Genomic DNA, 22,684 nt, shown 5'->3' on the forward strand with positions numbered 1-22,684 from the left:
TGGCAAAACAACAATCAGGTCGCCAAAGACGTTATGCAATCGGCTGAATCTGATATTGGATTAACCGATGAACAACCAGCTCCGGAAGAGCCAAACTCAGATGAGATCAACCTGACAACTAAAACCAACTTCTAACGGCTGACTGTCAGATCAAGTCGTGGCTATTACAATTTACACCTCATGAAATTGAAACGATCTGTGTGATCCTCACAGTGTTTATAGATAAAATGGGATTTCAACTTCATATAACTGGCTACTTAATCTCCAACTCCCCTTTCAACGGCGATGCCTCATACATTTCTTTTGGATCCGCCAAAGGCAAAATAGCCTCCGAGAGAATATTTCCCTCTGATTTTGCTACTAACGCTCCTCGAGTGGTGGAAAGGGCAATACTAAGAAGTGTAATGGCAAGGTTTTTTGGTAAGACGAAATGCCCGTCATCATTTATTAACTCATCCATATTGGACAAGCTGTAAATGGTACGTGTTGAAATATAGCCTAACTCTAATGGATTATCTTTACCAATTTGAGCGGTCACCTTAAATTTAATGGCAAAGGTGCCTGCTTCAAGATCAGCTTTATGCTCAAATTGTAATTTGAATCCAAGCTCTCTTAAATCAATATCATGTTCGGGACCTTCGTAATCATATATATATTCTAAAATCTCAAAAGCCTCAAGACCAAAGTTGATTGAGATCCCTTGTTTCTCTTCTTCACTCATAATCAATTAACAAGTTCCAATTCACCTTGAGATGGAATCACATATTCTGATTCACCTTCTTGATCTTCATAGCTCAAACGATTACCAGTTGAAATATCAAATACTCTACTGCGATTAGATTCATCTTTTGAGTCACTTACCCTTTCTCTTTCCAATCGGTAGGACTTGTTAAGAGCTGATTGCTGAATCTTAAAATGGGTGGCGATATTTCGGATTACCTTCTTAGACATCCGCTTTTTATAATTCAGTATTTCAGAGATATAGCTTTTTCCTACACCTGCTATTTCTGCAAGCTCTGTTTGATTAAGACCATGCTCATCCATAAAAGCTTTTATAAGCTCTACTGGATCAAGCTCGGGGCCGAGTGGATGTTTTCTATCCCAATCTTCAATAAGAAGGGTGAGCAGTTCAATTTCATCCTCTTTGGCTTCTGCGTTATCTGAAAAAACCAACTCCTCAAGAGCATCACAGTATTCTTTGTACTGCTCTTCGGATTTTATGACCGTGTATTTTAGTTGTTCCATTTCGGTAGCCATATTCAGTATTTTTCTATCGTGTATTGCTTGCCCTCAGCGCAAAGTTTGTCATATTCTGCATGTGTCCCTATCCATAGAACGAACAGATGGACCATATTTTTGCCAAACTGATATTTACACAATATTCGATATTTGTTCCCTCCCACATTAAATATTACCCTGTTTGTTCCTTTACCTAACAAGTCTGCTGTGGGGAAAGATGTTATTATATCATTTGCAGTTTCCCAGTTGTCAATCTCATTTACCATTCTCAGCCACCTGTTAAAGGAACTGATGGATGACGCATGCTGCCTGGCAAAAGCTTTTACTGTTTTAGCCTTTATTAAGTGTACTTTCATTTATGTAACGAACCAAAGGTACAAAATAGTTCGCAATTTGCGAACATTTATTGCCATTGAGGTTTTTGCTTGCCAACTCGCTTCTGACTGATATAGATACTCCTGAAATCCAATAAAGGTATCACGGATCGAATGTATATCACCACGCTCAAGCTTGGTTACAAGCCCCTCCTCCATATGATAAAGGGTTCGGCGGTATATACCCTCGTCCAGAGCTTCTGAGGTTCTAAGTATGCTCCATGTCTTTTAAAACATTTATGGCGTTATTTATTTTTTCCCCTGAAACATACCTGTGCACAATTTTGTATACATTTGCTCATAGTTGTATGCGTTTTTGTACGCTCCATAATAGATTTCTCATCTACGCTATTTAATCTTTGGCAGTTCTTTCAAGGCTAAAAACTATGGGCGTATCGGGGTTCCGTCACGATTCCGGATCTGGGTCCATTCGTTCAGTTGTTGATCAGGAATAGGATAGTTAGCGGCAGCCTCCTCATCAATATCGACCCCTAAACCCGGGGCTTCATTAACGTGCATATAGCCATTCTCCACCCGGGGGATACCTGAAAAGACCTCCTGCATCTGTTCGCTGGGGTCGCGAACCATGTGCGCGGCTTCCTGAATACCGAAGTTCCACACCGCCAGGTCAATATGAGCATTGGCCGCATGGCCCACCGGCGAGACGTCGCCCGGCCCATGCCAGGCAGTACGTACGTTAAACCATTCTCCAAGGCGGGCTACCTTCATGGCCGGGGTAATTCCGCCAATTTGAGAAATATGGATCCGGATAAAATCAAACCAGCGGTTGCTCATCGGCCGCAGCCACTCATGGGGATTATTCAGTAACTCACCCATGGCGATAGGTACGGAGGTCTTGGCACGAAGTTGCTTAAAATAATCCATATTCTCCGGAGAAAGCGGATCTTCAATAAAAAACGGCCGATATTGCTCAAGATCCTGCAACAGGTTGATGGCGTCTATGGGCTGAATCCGCTCGTGGATATCGTGGAGTAGTTCTACGTCGTTACCCACCTCCTCGCGCACCTTGGCAAAAAGTTCCCGCGCTCCCCTCAAATAAGCCTGAGGGTCTATAAATTGATCCCTTTCCATCCCAAAACCGGCTTCTTTAAAGTCGGCTTTGCTCGCAAGCGTACTTGAGCCATACCCTCCCCATTGTATACGGACATGACGATATCCCTGGTCCATATACCCTTTAACATTTTCAATGACCTCCTCGATGGTGTCCGCTCCCGCATGCGTATAAGTATCCACTGCGAATCGGACTTTGCCACCCAGCAGTTCATAGACCGGCATGTTGGCGCGTTTGCCTTTAATATCCCACAGGGCCTGGTCGAGGCCGCTCAAAGCATTGTTGAGCACCGGCCCGTTGCGCCAGTAGGAACTCTGGTAGGCCATCTGCCAGATGTTCTCAATGTTATTTACATTCATCCCCACGCACAAATCATGCAAATAATCGTCCACTGCTGATACTACTGGCCGGGCTCGCTGGCGAAAGGTGGCGCACCCCAGTCCATACAGACCTGGTTCACTGGTTTCCACCTTCACCACGATCAGCTCGATTCCCTCCGGGGCGGTGGCAATCGCTTTCACATTTGTTATTTCCAGTGGAGGCAGCCCGTTGGTGGCCTGTGTGTATTTCTCCTCATTTTTGTTCCACGAGTCATTTTTCAAGGAGAAACCTCCCAATGCACCTGCGGATAATCCCATACTCATGTTTTTAATAGCATCTCGTCGGTCCATAATAAGGTCTCTTTATTTTATTATTAAAATTGGATTTAATTGTTGTTTCTGGAATTACTGTTCGATAAACGATTGCTCACTCCATTAGATGGCAGGCATAGGGGTAAGCACTTGGCAGGGGGTCATATTTACCTTTACCAAGCTGTACAAGTTAATCGGCGCACGCATCTATATTAAGCCGTTTGCCGCTTCCAACTAATTGTATCGAAACGGTCAGGCCACTGCTGCTGCCCTCTTTCCCCGAGGAGGAATGCCCTGCCCGTGTCTCCAACCCCCATTCCCTCCTGGTAAAGAGGCAGGGGGGGCGGATGCATTACAATTACTGCCCTATTTTTAATAAGTAAGCGCCTTATGTTACCCTCCCGGCAACTCATCTTGAACGCTGCCCCTTTGTCAACGTACTGTCGGCAGCTCCTGCCGCGTCGCGCTCCCAGCCGGTATCGATATACAACTCTGTGAGTTTCTCCTGCAGTTTATCCACGCCCTCAGCGGTCACATTGGTCTGCCAGATGTAGAGGGAGGTCAGGCTTGTACTTTTTTGCAACTGTTGTATTCCCTCATCACTCACTTCGGTCTGGTAGGCGTTCAGGTATTCCAGGTGTTCCAGGGTACTGACGATCGTCATTGCGCTGTCGGTGATGGCCGTCCGCTCCAAATTCAACCTTGTCAGATTGGTAAAGTCGGCCAGTGGAGCCAGATCCTTGTCCCTGACCTTGCTTTCAGCTAAATCCAGCCAGGTGACCTGTTCGGAAATCGGGGTTAGTGCTTGCAGGTCAACACTGTCTTCATCCGGTGGATATTTCACCTGCAGAAAATTGGTTTCCCGGGCGATGGGAGAAATTTTAATCCCTCGCCGTTGCAGATTGTTGATAATAGCCGTATCCGCTTTGGCCACCTCGGTTTTGGCCAGGTAGCTCCTTCCCTCTCCCGTCAGCTTCTTGAGGGCTTCCGAGATACCTTCCGGTACCTGCATCTCGGATATGGCCAGGTCCATCGGAGCCCCCTCGTCTATCCACCAGGAAATCAGGTCAACCTGGTCGCTCGTCAGCTGGCGTTTTCCCTCTGGCGGCATATGGTCATCAGCGGCTTCGGGGAGCAGCAGGCGGTGCACCAGGTCACTGCTGTCGGCACTGCCCGCTTTTAACGGCGGACCACTTTCTCCGCCTTCCATCAGCTTTTCGTAGGTAGTAAGCAGCAATTCTCCCTTTTTCTTTTCGGGATTATGGCAGCTCACGCAGCGAGTATCCAGGATGGGATGGATCACATCCTTAAAAACCCTTGCCGAATCAAGATTTTCAATCTTTGGTATTCCCCTTTCCTGCCGGGGCGGCAATCCTGTTACTGTTCGAAGCGGCTCAGGCATATACTGGACCAGATAACCCGATCCGTGGGTTAATGACCCTCCATAATGCCCCGCTCCCATCAGGCAAAGCACCATCGCCACAAGCAATGCTGTATAGACGTTCTTCAGGTTCCGATTTTTGTAGTACCACCGGCGCAATACAAAAGCAGCGAAGGAGAACAGCGTTACCGCTATGCCCAGCCACATGTGTATAGATAGAGCCTCCTCCCCATATCCCCCGTCCATGGAAAGAAAATAGCCGGTGCCCGCCGCACCGATCGCGCTAAGTCCGCCCGCCAGCAGGGAAAAAGACACTGCACCGCCAAGATCCCTGTATCGCTCAGATCGCCCGAATAGCTCAAACAGAAAGGCCAGCAACAGGAAGCCGATCGGCAGATGTACCAACAGGGGATGAAACCGCCCGACAAACAACACAATATCAGCGGGACCGCCATCAGAAGCGGCGGACTGCACCGCCACCGCAACAGCGGGTTCAGCATACCCGCCATAGATAGCGGCTGCTGCCAACTCCCCTCCGCCCCATAGCAGTGCGATCAATACTATTCCAATACCGCTGTATCTCAACATATGCAAACTCCGAATTTCACTATTCATCCAATTTCCTTCACAGAATATCTTTTATCCACTCACCTAAACGCATGCCTCTTTTCTATCACTTCTCAGATTGTACGGCAGGTTGGCTGATGCGGGTAACTGCCATTTAATGTAATATACTGTCAGACCCTTTGCAGCACAATTGTATAAGATTATCCGGTGTTCCACTGGCAGACATTGATATTTTTATCTTCTTCATTTACGCCCTCATCATGAGAATCCTTAAAAATGGATATATCCTGAACTATCAGCTAGCTACAACTGCCCGTCGTCATATTTTTCTTACTACTCATTTGAACATAACAGCTCATCATGGTATCGCCGGCCAAAGCCTGACGAAAAACCTGATTCCCTAGGCCAGGATATCCTCCACCACCTGCCCATGTACATCGGTCAGGCGGAACCGACGTCCCTGGTGCTTGTAGGTCAATTTTTCGTGATCAATACCCATCAGGTGCAGAATGGTGGCCTGTATGTCATGAATATGCACCGGGTTCTCCAATATGTTATATCCGAATTCATCGGTTTTGCCATACTCAAATCCTGCCTTAACGCCTGCACCGGCCATCCACATGGTAAAACAGCGCGGATGGTGATCCCGCCCGTACGTCTGTTTGCTTAGCTCACCCTGGCAGTAGGAGGTCCGTCCAAACTCACCGCCCCAAACCACCAGCGTTTCATCGAGCAGCCCCCGCTGTTTCAGGTCTTTGATCAGCGCCGCCGAGGCCTGGTCGATATCCTTGCACTGCAGGGGCAGCTGTTCCGGTATCCCATTGTGCTGGTCCCATCCCATATGATAGAGCTGGATAAACTTCACATCACGTTCAGCCAGCCTGCGTGCCAGCAGGCAGTTCGCTGCATAGGTTCCCGGTTTTTTGGCATCTTCTCCATACATATCAAACACCCAGTCGGGTTCGTCAGACAGATCCATTGTTTCCGGCACGGAGGTCTGCATCCGATAGGCCATCTCGTACTGGCTGATACGAGAAGTGATCTCCGGATCCCCAAACCGGTTCAGGTGCAGCTGGTTCAGATCCTTCAGCTTGCTGAGCATGTTGCGGCGACTCATCTTGTTCACCCCCGGGGGGTTATTCAGATTCAGTACCGGGTCTTTACCCGACCGAAATTGTACGCCCTGGTGCAGGGAAGGCAGAAAACCATTGCCCCACAACCGCGAATACAGCGGCTGATCAAACGGGCGGCCCGAGCCGCGCGAAATGAGCACGCTGAAGGCCGGCAGATTCTCGTTATCGGAGCCCAGCCCGTAGCTTATCCATGACCCCATGCTGGGGCGCCCCGCCTGCTGGGATCCAGTCTGAATAAACGTAATAGCCGGGTCATGGTTGATGGCATCCGTATAGACGGATTTGATAAAACACAACTCATCGACAACCTCGGCGGTATGGGGCATTAGCTCACTTACGTAGATGCCGCTGTCTCCATGACGTTTAAAATCGTAATGCGAACCAGCCAGCGGAAACCCATCCTGGTTGGCGGTCATCCCGGTGAGCCGCTGGTCTCCGCGGACGGAGGGCGGCAAGTCATCCCCGTGCAACTCGCGCAGCCTGGGCTTGTAGTCAAACATATCCTGCTGGGAGGGGCCGCCGCTCTGGAACAGGTAGATAATGCGCTTGGCTTTTGGTATCAGATGGGGAGAATCCAGCATCCCGTCCAGCCCCTCCCCCTCCCTCGATACCATCGATTTGGGCAACAGTGATGCCAGCGCCGCAGCACCGAGGCCGAGACTGGTTTTGGAAAGGAAATGCCGCCGGTTCATGTTGTTATTCAGCTTGTCAATTTCTTTCTCGTTACCCATGATCCTACTCCTTGGTTATCGTTTCATCGAGATTGAGGATGGTGCTTGCTACAATCGTTCTGGCAGCCAGTTCCGGTTTTTCCAGGTTGCTGTCCAGCTGGTATTCTCCTACATTCAGCAGGCTGTCGGCCCTGCCGGGCTGGTGCTCAAACGCCTGCAGCTCCTGGCGATACAGCTCGGAGAGCAGTTTCACCTCCCTGCTTTCGGGCGACCGAGAGGTCGCCGCTTTAAAACCGAAGGAAATCTGGCTTTGCAGGCTGTCTCCGCCCTCTTTCATCATTCGCTGTGCAAGCAGCCGGGAGGCCTCCACAAACTGCGGATCATTCAGCGTAAACAGGGCTTGCAGCGGGGTACTGGTCTTACCCCGTTCTACCGAAGTATGGCTTCGCCCGGGCGTATCAAAGGTCGTCATGTAGGGCGGGGGAGACGTTCGTTTCCAGAACGTATACAGGCTCCGGCGATAGAGTGAATCACCCTGATCCTGCACATATTCCGTCAAATGCCGACCGGAAGTTTTCTCTTTCCACAAGCCTTCCGGCTGATAGGGCTTAACACTCGGCCCGCCCACCTTTTCGACCAGCAGTCCGCTGGCTGCCAGGGCGTTATCCCGGATCATCTCCGCCGACATGCGAAAACGCGGGCCGCGGGCCAGGTATTTATTCGAGGGATCCCGGGCCAGCTTCTCCTCGGTCATAACCGCTGACTGCCGGTAAGTCTCGGACATTACGAGCCTCTTTTGCATCGCCTTCACATCCCACCCGCTCTCCCGGAAAGTCACCGCCAGCCAGTCCAGCAGCTTCGGATGGGAGGGCAGCGCCCCCTGGTTTCCAAAGTCACCCGGGGTATCCACAATGCCCTTTCCAAAATACATCTGCCAGTAGCGGTTCACAATCACGCGCGCCGTAAGCGGATTTTCATCGCTTACGAGCCACTGAGCCAGTCCCAACCGATTTTTCGGCAGGTCATCGGGAAAACTCATCACACTTTCAGGTACATTGGCCTTCACTTTTTCGCCCCGGTTGTCGTACAGGCCGCGCTTAAGCACATAGGTATCCCGCTTCTTGATGCGTTCCCCCATCACCATAACTTCGCGGAGCGTATCGGTGAGTTGGCTTTTGCGCACCCGCAGCCCCTGGAGCTTGTCAACACGCTGGCTGTACTCGGGGTCATGATGGAGCAGGTAATGGTCGAGCAGCACCTGCCGCTGGTACGCACTGCGCAGCTCCGGGGCCTGCGCCATCAGTTCCGGCAGTTGCCGGCTGCCCGAAAGGGCCCATACCTCGGCCCGGCTTAACCGGCGATTGTAAATCTTCAGCTCATCCAGTTTCAGCCCTTTGTACGCAATCTTTTCAAACGAACTCCGCTCTCCTATCAAAAAGGGCTGTGAGGGATACGTCTCCTCTTCCTCCCCGATAATGATGTTCTTGAACAGGTTGTTCTGGAGGGTGTTCGTTTCCCACTCCTTCCCGTTTACATATACCCGTATGCCCTCGGCCCGGCTTGATCCGTCATAGGTGACACTCACATGGCTCCACTTGTCGAGAGGCAGGGCCTGCGGGGTTTTCACCTGAACGGCGTTGTAAGGCCAGCCGTGCATCAAGCGCACGGAAATTTTGTTTTCAAGAAGGGACATGTCATAACCGCGGTAGCCGATAAAAATATTCCCGGTTTTCACCAAAACAGGCGCCTCCGATCCGCTGGCAGTATCGGATGGGTTCACCCACAGGCTAAAGGAGAACGGATCGGTACGCTCGAAAGAGGCAAGCTCTCCCAAATTAATAGAATTGCCTTTTTCAAACTCAAGTGCTTCTCCAAATTTACCGTCCACTTCGGGCAGTTCTCCTCTTACATTCCCATCTAAGGAGTCGCTGGTCCGGTTCATGACTTTGCCATCCGATATTTCATTAAAATCGAGGTGGGCCACCAACCCTTCGGCTCCGGGAGCAAACGGACGGGGCGACTGCTGACGATCCTGCCATAGGTTGAAGTCTGCGGTTTTTTCGGACTTTAGCTGTGCTACCTTCTGCTCCTGCTTGTTTATAGCGGCATCGAGGTACTGAATTTGCTGCTCGGCGGCACTATCGGGCAAAAGGATGGTGGGACCGGAGGCACCGACATTGGGAATTTGCCCGGCCTCGTTGACATTGTTGAAGAACGCCGAGAACTGGAAATACTCTTTCTGGGAAATGGGGTCATATTTGTGATCATGGCACCGGGCGCACTCCATGGTTAATCCCAAAAAAGCCGTAGAGGTAGTGTTAGCCCGGTCCACCACATATTCCACGCGGTACTCTTCGCCCACGATACCCCCCTCTTGATTTTGCATGTGAACCCGGTTAAAACCGGTAGCCAGCTTCTGTTTACGTGTGGCATCCGGCAGCAGATCTCCCGCAATCTGCCAGGTCGTAAACTGGTCGAAGGGCATATTCTTGTTAAATGCATCAATTACCCAGTCTCTCCACGGCCACATGTGGTTGGGACCGTCATCCTGGTAACCGTGCGTGTCAGCATAACGCGCCACGTCCAGCCACTCGGTGGCCATGCGTTCCCCATAGGCCCTGGAGGCCAACAGGCGGTCAACGACCTTCTCGTAGGCATCTTCTGAACTATCAGCAACAAAATCATTTACTTCCTCTACAGTTGGTGGTAGCCCTGTCAGGTCAAACGAAACCCGGCGGATCAGTTTTTCTTTGGAGGCCCGGGGAGAAGGACGCATGCCTTTCTCCTTCATCCTGGCAAGTACAAAATAGTCAATCGGATTTTGGGGCCAGTTCTGATCCTCCACTTCCGGCACCTCCGGCTTTTCGGGTGGAATAAAGGACCAGTGCTTTTGGTATTCCGCACCCTGTTCGATCCACTTTTTCAGGATGGCAACTTCCCGGTCACTGATGGTTAAATTAGATTCCGGGGGCGGCATCCTGAATTCAGGATCATCCGAAGAAATACGCTTGTAGAGTTCACTGTGATGGGGCTTTCCGGGTACCACGGCATGACGGACTTCTTCATCCTTTTCGCCAAGGGCGGCATAGGCCTTTTCTTCGGTATGGAGCTGGAGGTCCGCTTTTACAGCCTCTTCATCCGGTCCATGGCAGGCAAAACAGCGGTCCGAAAGGATCGGCTTTACATCGAAATTAAAATCTATTTTTTCCGGTATCGGCTTTCCCTTTCCCGTATACTCATTGCCAGAACGGCAACCGGCAGCAACCGTCAATAAAATAAAAAGAAAAGCTCCAGCAATACTACGTTGCTTCCCTGTTAGAACTACTAATCGGCCCATCCCATTTATTGTTATCTTAATATTGCGGGGCAGGGAGTTCCTCTATCTTTATCCCATTTCTATAATCCCAATCCCAGTTTCCACCAAATCATCTTTATCCCAATAATATCGCAGCCCGAATAGGAAACCACGCCTTTTTTCTTTTTACCCGGAAGATAAAAAGCATTAACAGGATAAAAGAATATACAACCTTATACTGTTTCTGTATATGGGTATGCTGGTTTACAATGATTAAGAAAATTACTGTCATCTGCAACCAGATTATCATCATGGCCGGTGAGACGCAACACGAAACGGAGCGTAACCGCCATCCGAAAGGCCATTTTCTTTTTCACTGCTCATAATGTAGACAGTGCCGCACTTCGATGCTGTCAGAATATTTTTGGATCGTCCAAAATGCATGCTCATTAAATCGTTGCCCGCCATTATGGTTGAACAATTCACGGGAAAAGTCGTCCGCTCCTATTGTTAATCAACCTTCCTCCCTTTCCCCTGGAAGTAGAAACAAGTCCTACGGATAGCTGGAAAAAATAACTACATATAAACCCAAGATTGTGGGTCATGGCCTCTCATTTCTAATTAGCAAATTATGCAGTGGAAAATTTGAATTATATAAAATTCAGCTTCACCACCAACGAAATAGACGAACATAAACGCAAGCGGATTAATACAACATCCGCAACCACCTATAACGACTTTAACAGAGTATATGATGAATACATCTCCTATCTCAACCCCAGTTATTAATTCCGTAGCTGTAATAGGAAACTATCTTCCGCGAAAGTGCGGCATAGCTACCTTCACCGCCGATATTGTTAAATCCCTGACCAAACACAATGAAGAACCAGAATGCAAAACCATTGCGATTAATGACAGGCCCGGGGGATATGACTATCCCGAAGAGGTATGTTTTGAAATTAATGAAAATGATCCGCAGGATTATCGTACCGCCGCCGAATACATCAATATCAATCAATTTGATATGGTGAGCCTGCAGCATGAATTCGGCATTTACGGCGGCGACCACGGGCAGTTTATTCTCGAGCTCCTGGAAGACCTCACCATGCCGGTGGTAACCACGCTGCATACGGTGTTGGTAGAACCTACCCGGGAACAGGCATGGGTCATGAACCGGTTGATTGAACTTTCCGACCGCCTGGTTGTCATGAGTGATACGGCCGTTAATATCCTGCATACCATCTACGATATTCCCCGAGAAGATATCACCCTGATCCCTCACGGCATCCCGGACGTTCCCTTTGTAGACCCCTGCTACTACAAGGAAAAGTTTGACCTTATCGACCGAAAAGTTCTCTTGACGTTTGGTCTTCTTTCTCAAAACAAGGGAATCGAATATGTTATCAAAGCACTGCCGGACGTTGTAGAAAAGGTCCCGGACCTCACCTATATCGTGCTGGGAGCGACCCATCCCAATATCCTGGAGGCAGAAGGGGAACAGTACCGCAACAAACTTAAAAAGCTGGTTCGAAAGTTAGACCTGGAAGACCATGTGAAATTTGAAAACAGGTTCGTACCATTCGATGAACTCTGTGAATACCTTTCGGCGGCGGACCTGTATATCACGCCCTATACCAAGGAAGAGCAGATAACATCCGGTACGTTAGCCTATGCTCTCGGAACCGGTAAAGCCGTTATCTCTACGCCCTACTGGTATGCCAAAGAGATGTTGTCGGATGGTCGTGGTCAGCTGGTGCCTTTTGAAGATGCACCCGCCATTACCGATGCAATGCTGGAGCTCTTTGAGGATGATGCTCAGCGCCACCAGATGAGGAAAAAGGCATATGACGATAACAGGGAAGCGAGATGGGAAGAAGTGGCCAATCAATATATCGCATCGTTCAAGGAAGTGAGGTTGGAGCATCGACAAAATCCGCAGCCCTCATTCCCGGCTCCAGCGACAGCAAATTCTATTGATGACATCGAGCTCCCCCCCCTGGCGTTTGATCATCTTTTATCGCTGACGGATGATACCGGTATACTACAGCATGCCCGGTATACCATTGCCAACCGGGATCACGGTTATTGTACCGACGACAATGCCCGGGCGCTTATCATGGCGATGCAGGCACTGCACACGCCCGGGGTTAACAGGATAGACAAGCCGCGGTTAAATACCCTGGCCGCCCGTTATCTTTCCTTTTTGCTGCACGCTTATAATCCCGACAACGGGCGATTCCGCAACTTTATGAGCTATTCCCGCCAATGGCTTGAATCATCCGGATCAGAAGATTCTCACGGGAGGGCGCTCTGGGCACTCGGAGAAACCATAAAGTTTTCCAAAAACGATTCCTATACGTCCCTCGCTTCTTCGCTCTTTATGAAGGCCGTAAAGGCGGCTGACTCATTTGAAGGAGTCAGGCCGATTTCTTTTGCCCTGGTTGGCATGGATGCCTATTTAGAAACATTTGCGGGCGACTCCAATGTACAAAACATTGGTTCAGACCTGGCTGAACGTCTCCTTAATGAATTCAGAGAGAATCAAGAAAAGAACTGGCCATGGCTTGAATCAACAATCTCGTATTCAAACGGCAAAGTCCCGGATGCCCTGATCACCTGGGGCCAGCGACTGGATAACCCGGAAATGGTCCGTACCGGATTGCGGGCCCTGGAATGGCTTCTAAACCAACAGACAGAAGACGGGCATATATCCATCATCGGAAACGAGGGATGGTTTGTTAAGGACAAGCATAAAGCACGGTTTGACCAGCAGGCGCTCGAGCTCCATGCATTGATTGAAGCCTGTATAACGGCGTACAATGCCAGCAACAAAGAGGACTGGCTGGAACGGGCGACCCAGTGCTTTAACTGGTTCCTGGGCCATAATGATTTGCATATGCCCCTCTACGATTCTACCGGCGGGTGCCGGGACGGCCTGGAGAGCACCAAGGTAAACCAGAATCAGGGTGCAGAATCCACCCTGGCGTGGCTGTTGTCTTTACTGACCATGTACCGTGTAACCAAAGAAAGTAAAGAGGACTCCGAGGTAGGTAGCATGGAAAAATCACTCATAAGCAAACGGTGAGGTCACCAATGCGCATCGCCATTTTATCCCCCATTGCATGGCGCACTCCCCCACGGCATTATGGCCCGTGGGAGAGTATTGCGTCGCACATAACCGAAGGATTGGTAGAACGGGGCCATGACGTTACCCTCTATGCTACAGCTGATTCTCTGACAAACGGCACCCTTAAATCAGTCTGTCCCCGGGGATATGAGGAGGACTCCGATATCATACCCAAAGTCTGGGAATCCCTGCATATTGCCAAAGCGTTTGAAGAAGCCGATCAATATGACATTGTTCATAACCATTTCGACTTTCTTCCGCTTACCTATTCCGGGATGACTGAGACCCCGCTGGTAACCACCATCCACGGCTTTTCATCGCCGGGCATCCTCCCCGTTTATGAAAAGTATGACGAGGAGGTCCACTATGTATCCATCAGTAATTCGGACAGAGCCTCGAGCCTGCATTATACCGGCACGGTGCATCATGGAATAGAGATTGACCATTTCCGATTCCGGCAACAGCCCGATGACTACCTGCTGTTTTTCGGTCGCATACACCCGGATAAGGGAGCCCACGATGCCATTAAAATAGCCCGGGAAAGTAACAGGCGTTTAGTTCTGGCCGGTATTATCCAGGATCAGGAGTACTTTGACGAACAGATCAAAGATGAAATTGACGGAAACCACATCGAATTCGTCGGCAGCGTGGGGCCCAAAAAAAGGAACAGCCTGTTGGGCAATGCTTCGGCGCTACTCCATCCCATCTACTTTGATGAGCCGTTCGGCTTGTCCGTCATCGAGTCGATGGCCTGCGGCACTCCCGTTATCGCCTACCATCGCGGCAGCATGCCCGAACTTATCGAAAACGGAACGAACGGCTTCCTGGCTGAGAATATTGAGGAAGCCGTGGAATCCGTAAACCGGCTGAAGACGATCAGCCGGAGCCAGTGCCGGCAGCACGTTGAACAGTTTTTTACGGTAGACCGGATGGTCGATGACTATGAACAGATTTATGAAAGCATTCTGGATAAAGAAGAAGGACGACAGACTGCACTTCTGAAATCCGATATCCAATAATGATAACCTGACATTTACGCATATGCCTGACCCTCTTGTCAAACGATATGAAGACAATCCCATCCTCACGCGAGATGATGTCCCCTATCCCGTTTCCACGGTCCACAATGCGGGGGTTGTCAAGCACGACGACCGATATATCATGCTTTTCCGGTCTCACCGCCATAACGGCCGTTCGATTATAGGCCGTGCCGACAGTGAGGATGGCATTCACTTTACGGTATCAGACAAACCCTTTTTAACCCCGTCAGAGCAGGGAAAATTTGCCCGGTACGAGGCCTTTGGGGTGGAAGACCTGCGCATCTGCCCATTTGAAGATCATTACCTGTTGTCGTACAGCGCTTATTCCGAGCACGGCGTTCGCATCGCCCTGGCCCGGACCGAAGATTTTGAGGAAGTCAAGCGTTTGGGATTTATTACCCAGGCGGATATGCGAAATGTAGTCGTATTTCCAGAAAAAATTGACGGTCGTTACGTGCGCCTGGATCGCCCGCATACCAACATTCAACCATGGTCTATATGGATTTCGTACTCCAAAGACCTGGAATACTGGGGCGATTCCGAAAGAATTATAGCTCCACTGCCCTACCATTGGGATGAAATGAAAGTAGGACCAGGGGCGCCGCCTATTAAAACGGACCGGGGGTGGCTGAATATCTATCATGGAGTCTTTGAAACCATGAACGGAGCCGTCTATCGGCTTGGAGCCGCATTGCATGAACTGGAAAACCCGTCTAATCTTGTCGGTATAGCCGATTCCTGGATACTGCAGCCGGAGGCCCCCTGGGAGATCAGCGGATATGTGCCCAATGTCGTATTCACTTGCGCTGCCGTACCCGAACCGGACGGCTCAGTAAAAATTTACTGGGGCGGTGCTGATACGGTCATGTGTATGGGTACCGCTCAAATAGAGGAACTGGTTCAACTTTGTATTGATCATCCGCGAACTAATTAACTGAGGTTTAGTTATGCATCGTTCAAAAAATGAACAACATTCTGAAACTATTTCCACCGCACTCAATGTGGATCGCAAAAGCCAGACGATAGAACGTGACAGTACCCGGGTTATTTGCCGGTTTCTAATGCATGGCGGTGATCCTGCCCGTGCCAAAAGTATCATCAATCGGATTTTCAAACTGGATCAGTCCGAAGTAAAACCCCTCCTGGATCATGTTCTTGAAGAATTTTCGGATCGACACCTGAATTTGCGACAAATACTGGATAACCATTACCGCCTGGTGCGCAACTATATCCCCGTCGAAGATGTCACCTGCCTGAGCAGAGAGCAGGAATTGCTTATCGGGGCCTACTTTTCCATGGAATATGCCATTGAGTCTGCTGCTTTATTCAATCCGTCCATTGTTCCCCACCCTGATCAAACGGGCGTTGAAAAAGGAAGCCTGCGCTTTATTATGAGTCTGCGCGCCGTTGGAGAAGGTCATATCTCCTCTATGGTTTTTCGCAGCGGTATCATTAGCCGGGAAGGAGAGCTAACCTTCGACCCACCCAGTTCGTATGTGGATACCCCGGAAGTGTTAAACCCTGTTTACTACCGCCACCTGTTTTATGTCAAACTCAGGGAAATGGGGACGTGCAATAGCGTTGCAGAATATATACTCGAAAAACTCCCCAAAGAATTTAGTCGCGAAGATCTTAAAAATGAAATAAAAGCATTAAGCGATGAACCCAAATTTCCTGAAAAGGAACAGCTCAAATGTTTTAAAGACATGCAAAGGCTGGCCGACTCAAACTATGAACTTAATTTTCATGAAGACCATGATCTTTCTGAACGGGTAATATTTCCGGTTTCCGAAGAAGAAAGCGGGGGTATCGAAGACGCGCGATTTGTACAGTTTCGGAAAGACAACGGGGAGCTTGTTTATTATGGGACCTACACCGCATACGACGGCAAAACCATCATGCCTCAGCTTATTGAAACCTATGATTTCAATCATTTCAAGATCAATACCCTGAACGGGAATGCCATTAAAAATAAAAACCTGGCACTGTTTCCGCGAAAGATCAACGATCAGTATGTGATGCTCTCTCGTCAGGACGGGGAAAACAACCATATCATGTTTTCCGACAGCATCTATTTTTGGCAACATTCCGAAATAATTCAGGAACCGATGGAACCCTGGGAATTAATACAGATCGGTAATTGCGGTTCCCCCATTGAAACCGAATACGGCTGGCTTGTACTAACCCATGGCGTGGGTCCCATACGCACCTATTCGATCGGTGCCATACTCCTTGACCTGGAAGATCCAACAAAAGTGATAGGCCGCCTTGAAGACCCGCTCCTGAGAGCGATGGAAGAAGAACGGATAGGATATGTACCCAACGTCGTATATACCTGTGGCGCCCTGAGGCATTACGACCGATTAATCATTCCCTATTCCATGTCGGATGTACAGCCGGCAATAGCAAGTGTCAAAATAAAAGAGCTGGTTGACGCAATGAAAAAAAGCTGACCTTCCATTCCCAACTAAAACCAATCATTCAAATAACTAACAATCCAATGTCAGATCCGAACGCCCCCCTAAACAAATCCCCCTTCAGTGACAAAGAGCTGGAACACTTTGAGAACCTGTTGCTTGAAGAACGCAACCAAACCAAAGAAGAGATCGAAAAAATAGATGAAAGGCTGGAAGAGCAGCATGCGCTGGAAGACGACCGTATTTCTTCTCATGATCACCATCCGGGAGATCTGGGCAGTGAAGAGGAGGAAAAAGAAACAGCTTTTCTTCTAAAAAAGAAGCAGCGTGACAAGCTGGATAAAATTGACGCCGCTCTCAAACGCATTGCGAACAATACCTATGGCGTGTGCGAAGAGACAGGGAAGAAGATCCGTAAAGAGCGCCTGGAAGTAATACCCTATGCACGATACAGCGTAGAGGCCAGCCGCACTGACAGCCCTGACAATCCCGGCCCGCTCGGCCAGACACCATCCTAGCCAGGGCAAATCGCATCCATGTTTTTTCCCTTCCGTTTCCCTGTCAGCTGGCTACAGCCTCTCCCCCGTTGACATGAATAACCTGCCCTGAAATGTAGGAGGCATCTTTTGAGGCCAGGAATACATAGGCCGGAGCCACTTCCGAGGGTTGTCCGGGTCGCCCCATATGAGTTGATTTTCCAAACTCAGCCACATGTTCTTCACCAAATGTAGCCGGGATTAGCGGGGTCCATATGGGTCCCGGAGCTACGGCATTTACATGGATTCCATCCGGAGCCAGGTCATCATTTAGTGATCGTGTAAAGCCTACAATAGCCCCTTTGGTTGCTCCATAATCGATTAAATATTTTCGGCCTTCGTATGCTACCACGCTGGTGGTATTGATTATGCTGTCGCCGGGCTCCATATATTTGACAGCAGCCTGGGTGATATAGAACATAGCCAGCACATTTGTTTGAAAGGTTCGCTCTGTTTTTTCCATGTCTAAATTCCTTATCCCCTGCTGTACATGCTGCTCCCCCTGCATTGTTAACCAACACATTCAAGCCCTCGAATTGACTGACTGTTTCCTCAACACATCGCCTGCAAAACTTTTTATCCCTAATATCTCCCCTGATAATCAAACATTGGCCCCCTTCGCTTTCAACCATTTCCTCTGTTTTCAAAGCATCGGCATCCTCCTCCAGATAGATAATGGCTACTTTTGCTCCTTCGCGGGCGTAATGAACAGCAACAGATCGTCCGATACCCGAGTCGCCCCCCGTAATCAGGGCTGTTTTTCCTTTTAATTTTCCGCTTCCCTTGTAGCTATCCCGGATGTACTCCGGGCGAGGATCCATCCGGAATGACTGGCCCGGCTGCGACTGCTCCTGCCTGGGTAGATTCTTCTTTTTTAAATTCTCTTTATCCATTTTATCTCCATAATCCTTGGTTCTGCATTTACCCCCCCAAGATATGCAACACCTCTCTTCTCTATTGTACTGTTGCATGTGAATTGTGTGTAATAAGGAACTGCAGCATGCAGAACTATTTGATGCCTGAATACGCCGGACCCATAGAGCTTCCATAGGTGAGCTGCCCAATACATTGTGCAGGATTTATTTCTCCACCAGACGACCAAGGTGCTACTAATCCCGGTACACACCGGCCCTGGTAATGATCCCATGGGTCCCCGCCGGGTGCTGCCCGGACCGGTATCCTCCTTTAATGCCTTTCATTATCCACCCGTGTCAGCATCACTGTTCTGACATCCATGACCTGGCGGCCCGGAATATCCAACGCTTTGAGTGTAAGCGTCCCCTGCCCCTCTTCCAGCCTGATCACTCCCAGTTCAAGCGGACGGAAATCCTTGACGTAAGACTCAACCCGTTCTACCCGGTCCTGCTTCCGGCCCCGCAGGGGAGGATCATGGGCCCGGGACACCTTGTGTACAAGACGGTGTGATTTGAATGATAATGAGATCACGCTCCCCCGGTCTTCCGGCGCACAAGTGTAGTAGACCTCAACCTTGTATCGACCGCCGGCACGCACGTCAACGTTCCAGGTTATGCTATCCCGCCTGCTGGTCCAGCCTGTAAAAAAGGAGGCATTCGGATAGCGGTTGGAACGCCGGATATTCCCGTGCGGCATCCCATCCCGGGCCGGCAGCTGGGTATACCTGAAGTCGGGATGACCTACCGGAAAAGGGCGTTCCTCATCCTCATCCAGCGCTGAAAGCACTTGTTTTTCCCACTTCCTGACTGCACGGGTCAACTTCCGGGTCAGCCCGGGATGCTGGTCAGAGCTGTCGTGCCGCTGGCCGCGGTCGCGCTTTATGTTGTACAGCCGGCCCCGGTGATCCAGCCGGTAGGTACTGTTGCGTACACTTGTCCGTCCATTCCAGTGAGAAAAAATCAGGCGGTTCTTCCGGGATCGCTGCTGTTTTAGCAGCAGGGGCGCCAGGCTAATCCCATCCGGCGGGTGAGCCGTCTGCAGCGCAACCCCTGCCAGGTCGGCCAGGGTTGGCAGCAGGTCAATAGCGGCAGAAATATCGAATATCCGGGTCCCGGCCGCTATTTTTCCCGGCCAGCGTATAAACAGCGGCGAGCGGATGCCCCCTTCGTCTGTCGATCCCTTCCGCCCGCGCATCCCTCCGTTCCAGCGCCAGCTGTTGGGCCCGTTATCGCTCATATAAACGACAATGGTGTTGTTGTCCAGGTCCAGCTGCCGTACTGTTTCCAGAATGCGGCCGACGTTCCAGTCGATGTTCTCAACCATCGCCAGTGCTGCCCGGCTGAATTCAGGATCTTCTTTCCCCGGATCACGGTGTCGCATGTCCAGTTTCTTATCTTCCAATTTGTTCCACCATCGGTCGGGCACCTGCATGGGAGAATGCGGCGTATTGTAGGGTACGTACAAAAAGAACGGCTCGTGCCGATGCTGCCGCATAAACGACAGGGCCTTATCAGTCAGATCGTTGGTAATATAGCCCTCGCCCTGTACTGCTTTGCCATTATGCTCCAGCAGCTGTGGACTGAAATAATCTCCCCAGTGCCCGGAAGCAAAACCGTAAAACTCATCAAACCCCCGCCCATTGGGATGATAGGGGTATTGCATTCCATTGTGCCATTTACCAAATATACCAGTTCTGTAGCCAGCCCGGCTGAAGACCTCGGCAATGGTCGTTTCATCCAAATCCAGCCGTTCGCCTCCTGCTGACGTGCTATAAACCCCGCCCCGGGGATGATACCGACCGGTCAGCAGTTCAGCACGTGTTGGCGAACATACCGGACTCACATAAAAATTTGAAAAGGAAGCCCCCGACGCTGCCAGCCTGTCGAGATGGGGCGTCTCAAGATTGGTATTCCCATGGTATCCCAGGTCTCCCCAGCCCTGATCGTCTGTAAGTATTACGATCACATTGGGTTGTTGGCCAGCTTGCTGCCCATAACAGCGCGAACGGAATCCGACAATCACCAGGAACAGGAGTACTATGGTTATCTTCGATCGTGATATATTCATCGTTATTGTCCTTCGCCGGGATTGCCCCTTCTTTTGGTTTAGACCTGTCGTTTGACGCATACAGCTCTTGTAAACCGGATACATCCGGACCTTATCACTACAAGCTGCCATACCTTCGTATAGATGAGGAATTACATCCATAAAGTCAACTTGCCGGAATCAAAACCAGCGGTTAACCGCATTCCGTTACGGTGGCTTCACAACGACGGGAAGCAGCGAGCCTGACATTCCTGAATGGTTTCCGGCAGGCCCTGTTGCTGCAGTTTCCCATCCCCATCCATGCCAGACACTACTTTCGCACAGATCATTAATAAAACTCCATCACCAGCCCAAGCCGCTGCCCCGGGATGCTGCTGAAATATGGGGGTTATGTACCAACACCAAGCAGGAGGTTTTCCTGTTGATAACCTTCCCGGAACAGCGTGGAAGCAAAACTGCCCCTGCCCCAAAAGGGTATGCAGGTACTATCCAAAGACACTGGGAGCCTTTCCCAAAGTCATTGGAAGCCTTTTCCAACGCCTTTGGAGGCCCTTTCCAACGCCTTTGGAAGCATAGTATTGCTGGTCACCGGGCCTGGGGCGCTGCGATGCAACATCATTATGGGGTTTTAAATCTCTCAATGGTTTATGGCAGGCATGAATGAGGTCCCTCTTATTGGGGGTTAAGTTCTCGCTAAAAGAATAAAAATTAGTATTATACTGTATGGTACGGAAAGGGATATGAGCAATGCACCAACCGACCGGTAACAAAACCGATCACAATTACTATTAAAGGAGGAAGAGAGCAATGGCACCCCAGGCAACACTGATCGTACACGGATATTCTGACTGTTCGAAATCATTTGTCAAACTCAAAGAACGGCTGAAAGAAAACCAGGTGGGAACTGTTGACACCATCCTGTACGGCGACTATGACTCCAGAGAAGACAACATCACCTTCAATGATGTCATTGACGGGCTGAACGATCAGCTGAAACAGAAAGGACTTATAGACAGTGACGGCAGGAAGAAGACAGACTTGAATGTGATTGTCCATTCTACCGGAGGATTGGTTATCCGGCATTGGATATGGCGCTATTACCATGACAACATAGCGGAGTGTCCCGTTAAACGGCTGATCATGCTGGCCCCAGCCAACTTTGGCTCGCCCCTGGCACACAGGGGCAAGTCGTTTCTGGGCAGGCTCGTAAAAGGGCGGTGGAAGATCGGCGATTTCCTTGAAGTGGGCCGCCGGCTGCTCAACGGCCTGGAACTGGCCAGCCCGTACCAATGGAAGATGGCCCACCGGGATCTCTTTACAACGGATGGTTCTTACTTCAACCGGGAGCAGATACAGCTGACCATCCTGGTGGGAATCAAGGATTATTCCGGCATCAGGGGATGGGTGAATAAACCCGGAACCGATGGGACGGTTGTGATTGCGGGAACCTCTCTTGATGCGATTAAACTGGGCCTTGATTTTTCTGATCCGAACACTCCTGTGCAATGGAAGGAAACCAAGACGGCCCATGATTTTTCCTTCGGAGTGCTTCCCGGTCTTGATCACGGCAGCATCGTAGGCAACTTCTCGGAAAAAGAAAGCCAAATCACAAAGCTTACCATGGAAGCCCTGCAGATTGAAGATGCGGAAGCGTTCAAGACGTACCAGCAGAAGCTGGAAGAGATCACCGCCGATACCTACGACTCCTATTCCGAGAAGGGCACCAATAATGAGTACAGTAAATTTCAGCAGTTCATCATTCATGCCATAGACGACCAGGGTGCCCCGGTCAAGGACTTTACCATCGAATTTTATATCTACAAGGCCGATAAAGCTGAAAACGAGGTGATTGACAAGGGAAAATACTTCAACAAGACCGAGGAAAAGCTATCGGAGGAATTTCAAGACGAAATGCTCTGCGAGATACATGCCAACAAGGAAGACTCAAGCTATCGCCGGCTACTGGTGAACCTGAAGAATATTTCTAAGCTGATGAAAAAAGCGGAAGAACAGCTGGGCCCCTTTGCCATCAGCATGAAAATATTCGTCCCAAGCATTGACCGGGGAATCGACTATGATCTCCGCCTGCTTCAAAATGTCGTTATCTATCGGTCCGATGCCACCCAAACAGACAAACCCTCCCTGTTTTTTGAGAATACCACCACCCTGATTGAGCTGGAGGTGAACCGACGAACCAGCTATGTCACCCTGAGTACGCATCCGAAAGACTAAGATGCCC

At 49.9% G+C, this 22,684-nt stretch carries 14 protein-coding genes and 1 pseudogene; 6 read left to right on the forward strand and 9 right to left on the reverse strand.

From position 1 onward, the window contains the following. Nucleotides 1-253: 253 nt before the first annotated feature. The 7 genes from FN808_RS03860 to FN808_RS03890 all read right to left on the reverse strand — a co-directional run bounded on the left by FN808_RS03860 (nucleotide 254) and on the right by FN808_RS03890 (nucleotide 10,406). Nucleotides 254-721, reverse strand: coding sequence for a hypothetical protein (locus FN808_RS03860; protein WP_142713242.1), 468 nt, complete (start codon nucleotides 719-721; stop codon nucleotides 254-256). A gap of 2 nt (nucleotides 722-723) precedes the next feature. After that, on the reverse strand, nucleotides 724-1,257 hold the full coding sequence (locus tag FN808_RS03865) for a helix-turn-helix domain-containing protein (protein WP_142713243.1): 534 nt from the start codon (nucleotides 1,255-1,257) through the stop codon (nucleotides 724-726). Between the two features lie 2 nt (nucleotides 1,258-1,259). Beyond that, nucleotides 1,260-1,595, reverse strand: coding sequence for a type II toxin-antitoxin system HigB family toxin (locus FN808_RS19415; protein WP_142713244.1), 336 nt, complete (start codon nucleotides 1,593-1,595; stop codon nucleotides 1,260-1,262). A 402-nt stretch (nucleotides 1,596-1,997) separates the two neighbouring features. Next, nucleotides 1,998-3,356: an enolase C-terminal domain-like protein gene (locus FN808_RS03875; protein WP_142713245.1), complete on the reverse strand. Its 1,359-nt coding sequence runs from the start codon at nucleotides 3,354-3,356 to the stop codon at nucleotides 1,998-2,000. Nucleotides 3,357-3,726: 370 nt separating this feature from the next. Continuing rightward, entirely contained in the window at nucleotides 3,727-5,286 is a 1,560-nt protein-coding gene (locus FN808_RS03880) for a DUF2231 domain-containing protein (protein WP_185958237.1), read from the reverse strand. Between the two features lie 379 nt (nucleotides 5,287-5,665). Then, a complete protein-coding gene (locus FN808_RS03885; RefSeq protein WP_142713247.1) occupies nucleotides 5,666-7,129 on the reverse strand; it encodes a DUF1501 domain-containing protein in 1,464 nt (487 codons plus the stop codon). Nucleotides 7,130-7,133: 4 nt separating this feature from the next. Next, the gene (locus FN808_RS03890) at nucleotides 7,134-10,406 is read right to left on the reverse strand and encodes a DUF1553 domain-containing protein (RefSeq protein WP_142713248.1); all 3,273 of its coding nucleotides are present in this window, start codon (nucleotides 10,404-10,406) and stop codon (nucleotides 7,134-7,136) included. 712 nt (nucleotides 10,407-11,118) lie between these two features. On the opposite strand from FN808_RS03890, the gene FN808_RS03895 reads away from it, so the two are divergent. Genes FN808_RS03895 through FN808_RS03915 form a run of 5 tightly spaced genes read left to right on the forward strand, consistent with a single transcriptional unit; the run spans nucleotide 11,119 to nucleotide 17,466 of the window. Further along, complete coding sequence (locus FN808_RS03895; RefSeq protein WP_142713249.1) at nucleotides 11,119-13,449, forward strand: glycosyltransferase family 4 protein; 2,331 nt, start codon at nucleotides 11,119-11,121, stop codon at nucleotides 13,447-13,449. Between the two features lie 8 nt (nucleotides 13,450-13,457). Continuing rightward, nucleotides 13,458-14,510: a glycosyltransferase family 4 protein gene (locus tag FN808_RS03900; protein ID WP_142713250.1), complete on the forward strand. Its 1,053-nt coding sequence runs from the start codon at nucleotides 13,458-13,460 to the stop codon at nucleotides 14,508-14,510. 22 nt (nucleotides 14,511-14,532) lie between these two features. Continuing rightward, nucleotides 14,533-15,465: a glycoside hydrolase family 130 protein gene (locus tag FN808_RS03905; RefSeq protein WP_142713251.1), complete on the forward strand. Its 933-nt coding sequence runs from the start codon at nucleotides 14,533-14,535 to the stop codon at nucleotides 15,463-15,465. Nucleotides 15,466-15,478: 13 nt separating this feature from the next. Then, nucleotides 15,479-16,984, forward strand: a complete 1,506-nt coding sequence (locus FN808_RS03910; RefSeq protein ID WP_142713252.1) for a glycoside hydrolase family 130 protein — start codon at nucleotides 15,479-15,481, stop codon at nucleotides 16,982-16,984. Nucleotides 16,985-17,031: 47 nt separating this feature from the next. Further along, nucleotides 17,032-17,466, forward strand: coding sequence for a TraR/DksA family transcriptional regulator (locus FN808_RS03915; RefSeq protein WP_142713253.1), 435 nt, complete (start codon nucleotides 17,032-17,034; stop codon nucleotides 17,464-17,466). A 43-nt stretch (nucleotides 17,467-17,509) separates the two neighbouring features. On the opposite strand, the pseudogene FN808_RS19420 reads toward FN808_RS03915, so the two are convergent. Beyond that, nucleotides 17,510-18,377, reverse strand: a pseudogene (locus FN808_RS19420) (SDR family oxidoreductase). 292 nt (nucleotides 18,378-18,669) lie between these two features. Then, complete coding sequence (locus FN808_RS03925; protein ID WP_142713254.1) at nucleotides 18,670-20,466, reverse strand: arylsulfatase; 1,797 nt, start codon at nucleotides 20,464-20,466, stop codon at nucleotides 18,670-18,672. Nucleotides 20,467-21,252: 786 nt separating this feature from the next. On the opposite strand from FN808_RS03925, the gene FN808_RS03930 reads away from it, so the two are divergent. Next, nucleotides 21,253-22,677, forward strand: coding sequence for an esterase/lipase family protein (locus FN808_RS03930; RefSeq protein ID WP_142713255.1), 1,425 nt, complete (start codon nucleotides 21,253-21,255; stop codon nucleotides 22,675-22,677). The last annotated feature ends 7 nt before the right edge of the window (nucleotides 22,678-22,684 follow it).

The organism is Fodinibius sediminis (assembly GCF_900182555.1).
Taxonomy (GTDB): Bacteria; Bacteroidota; Rhodothermia; order Balneolales; family Balneolaceae; genus Fodinibius; species Fodinibius sediminis.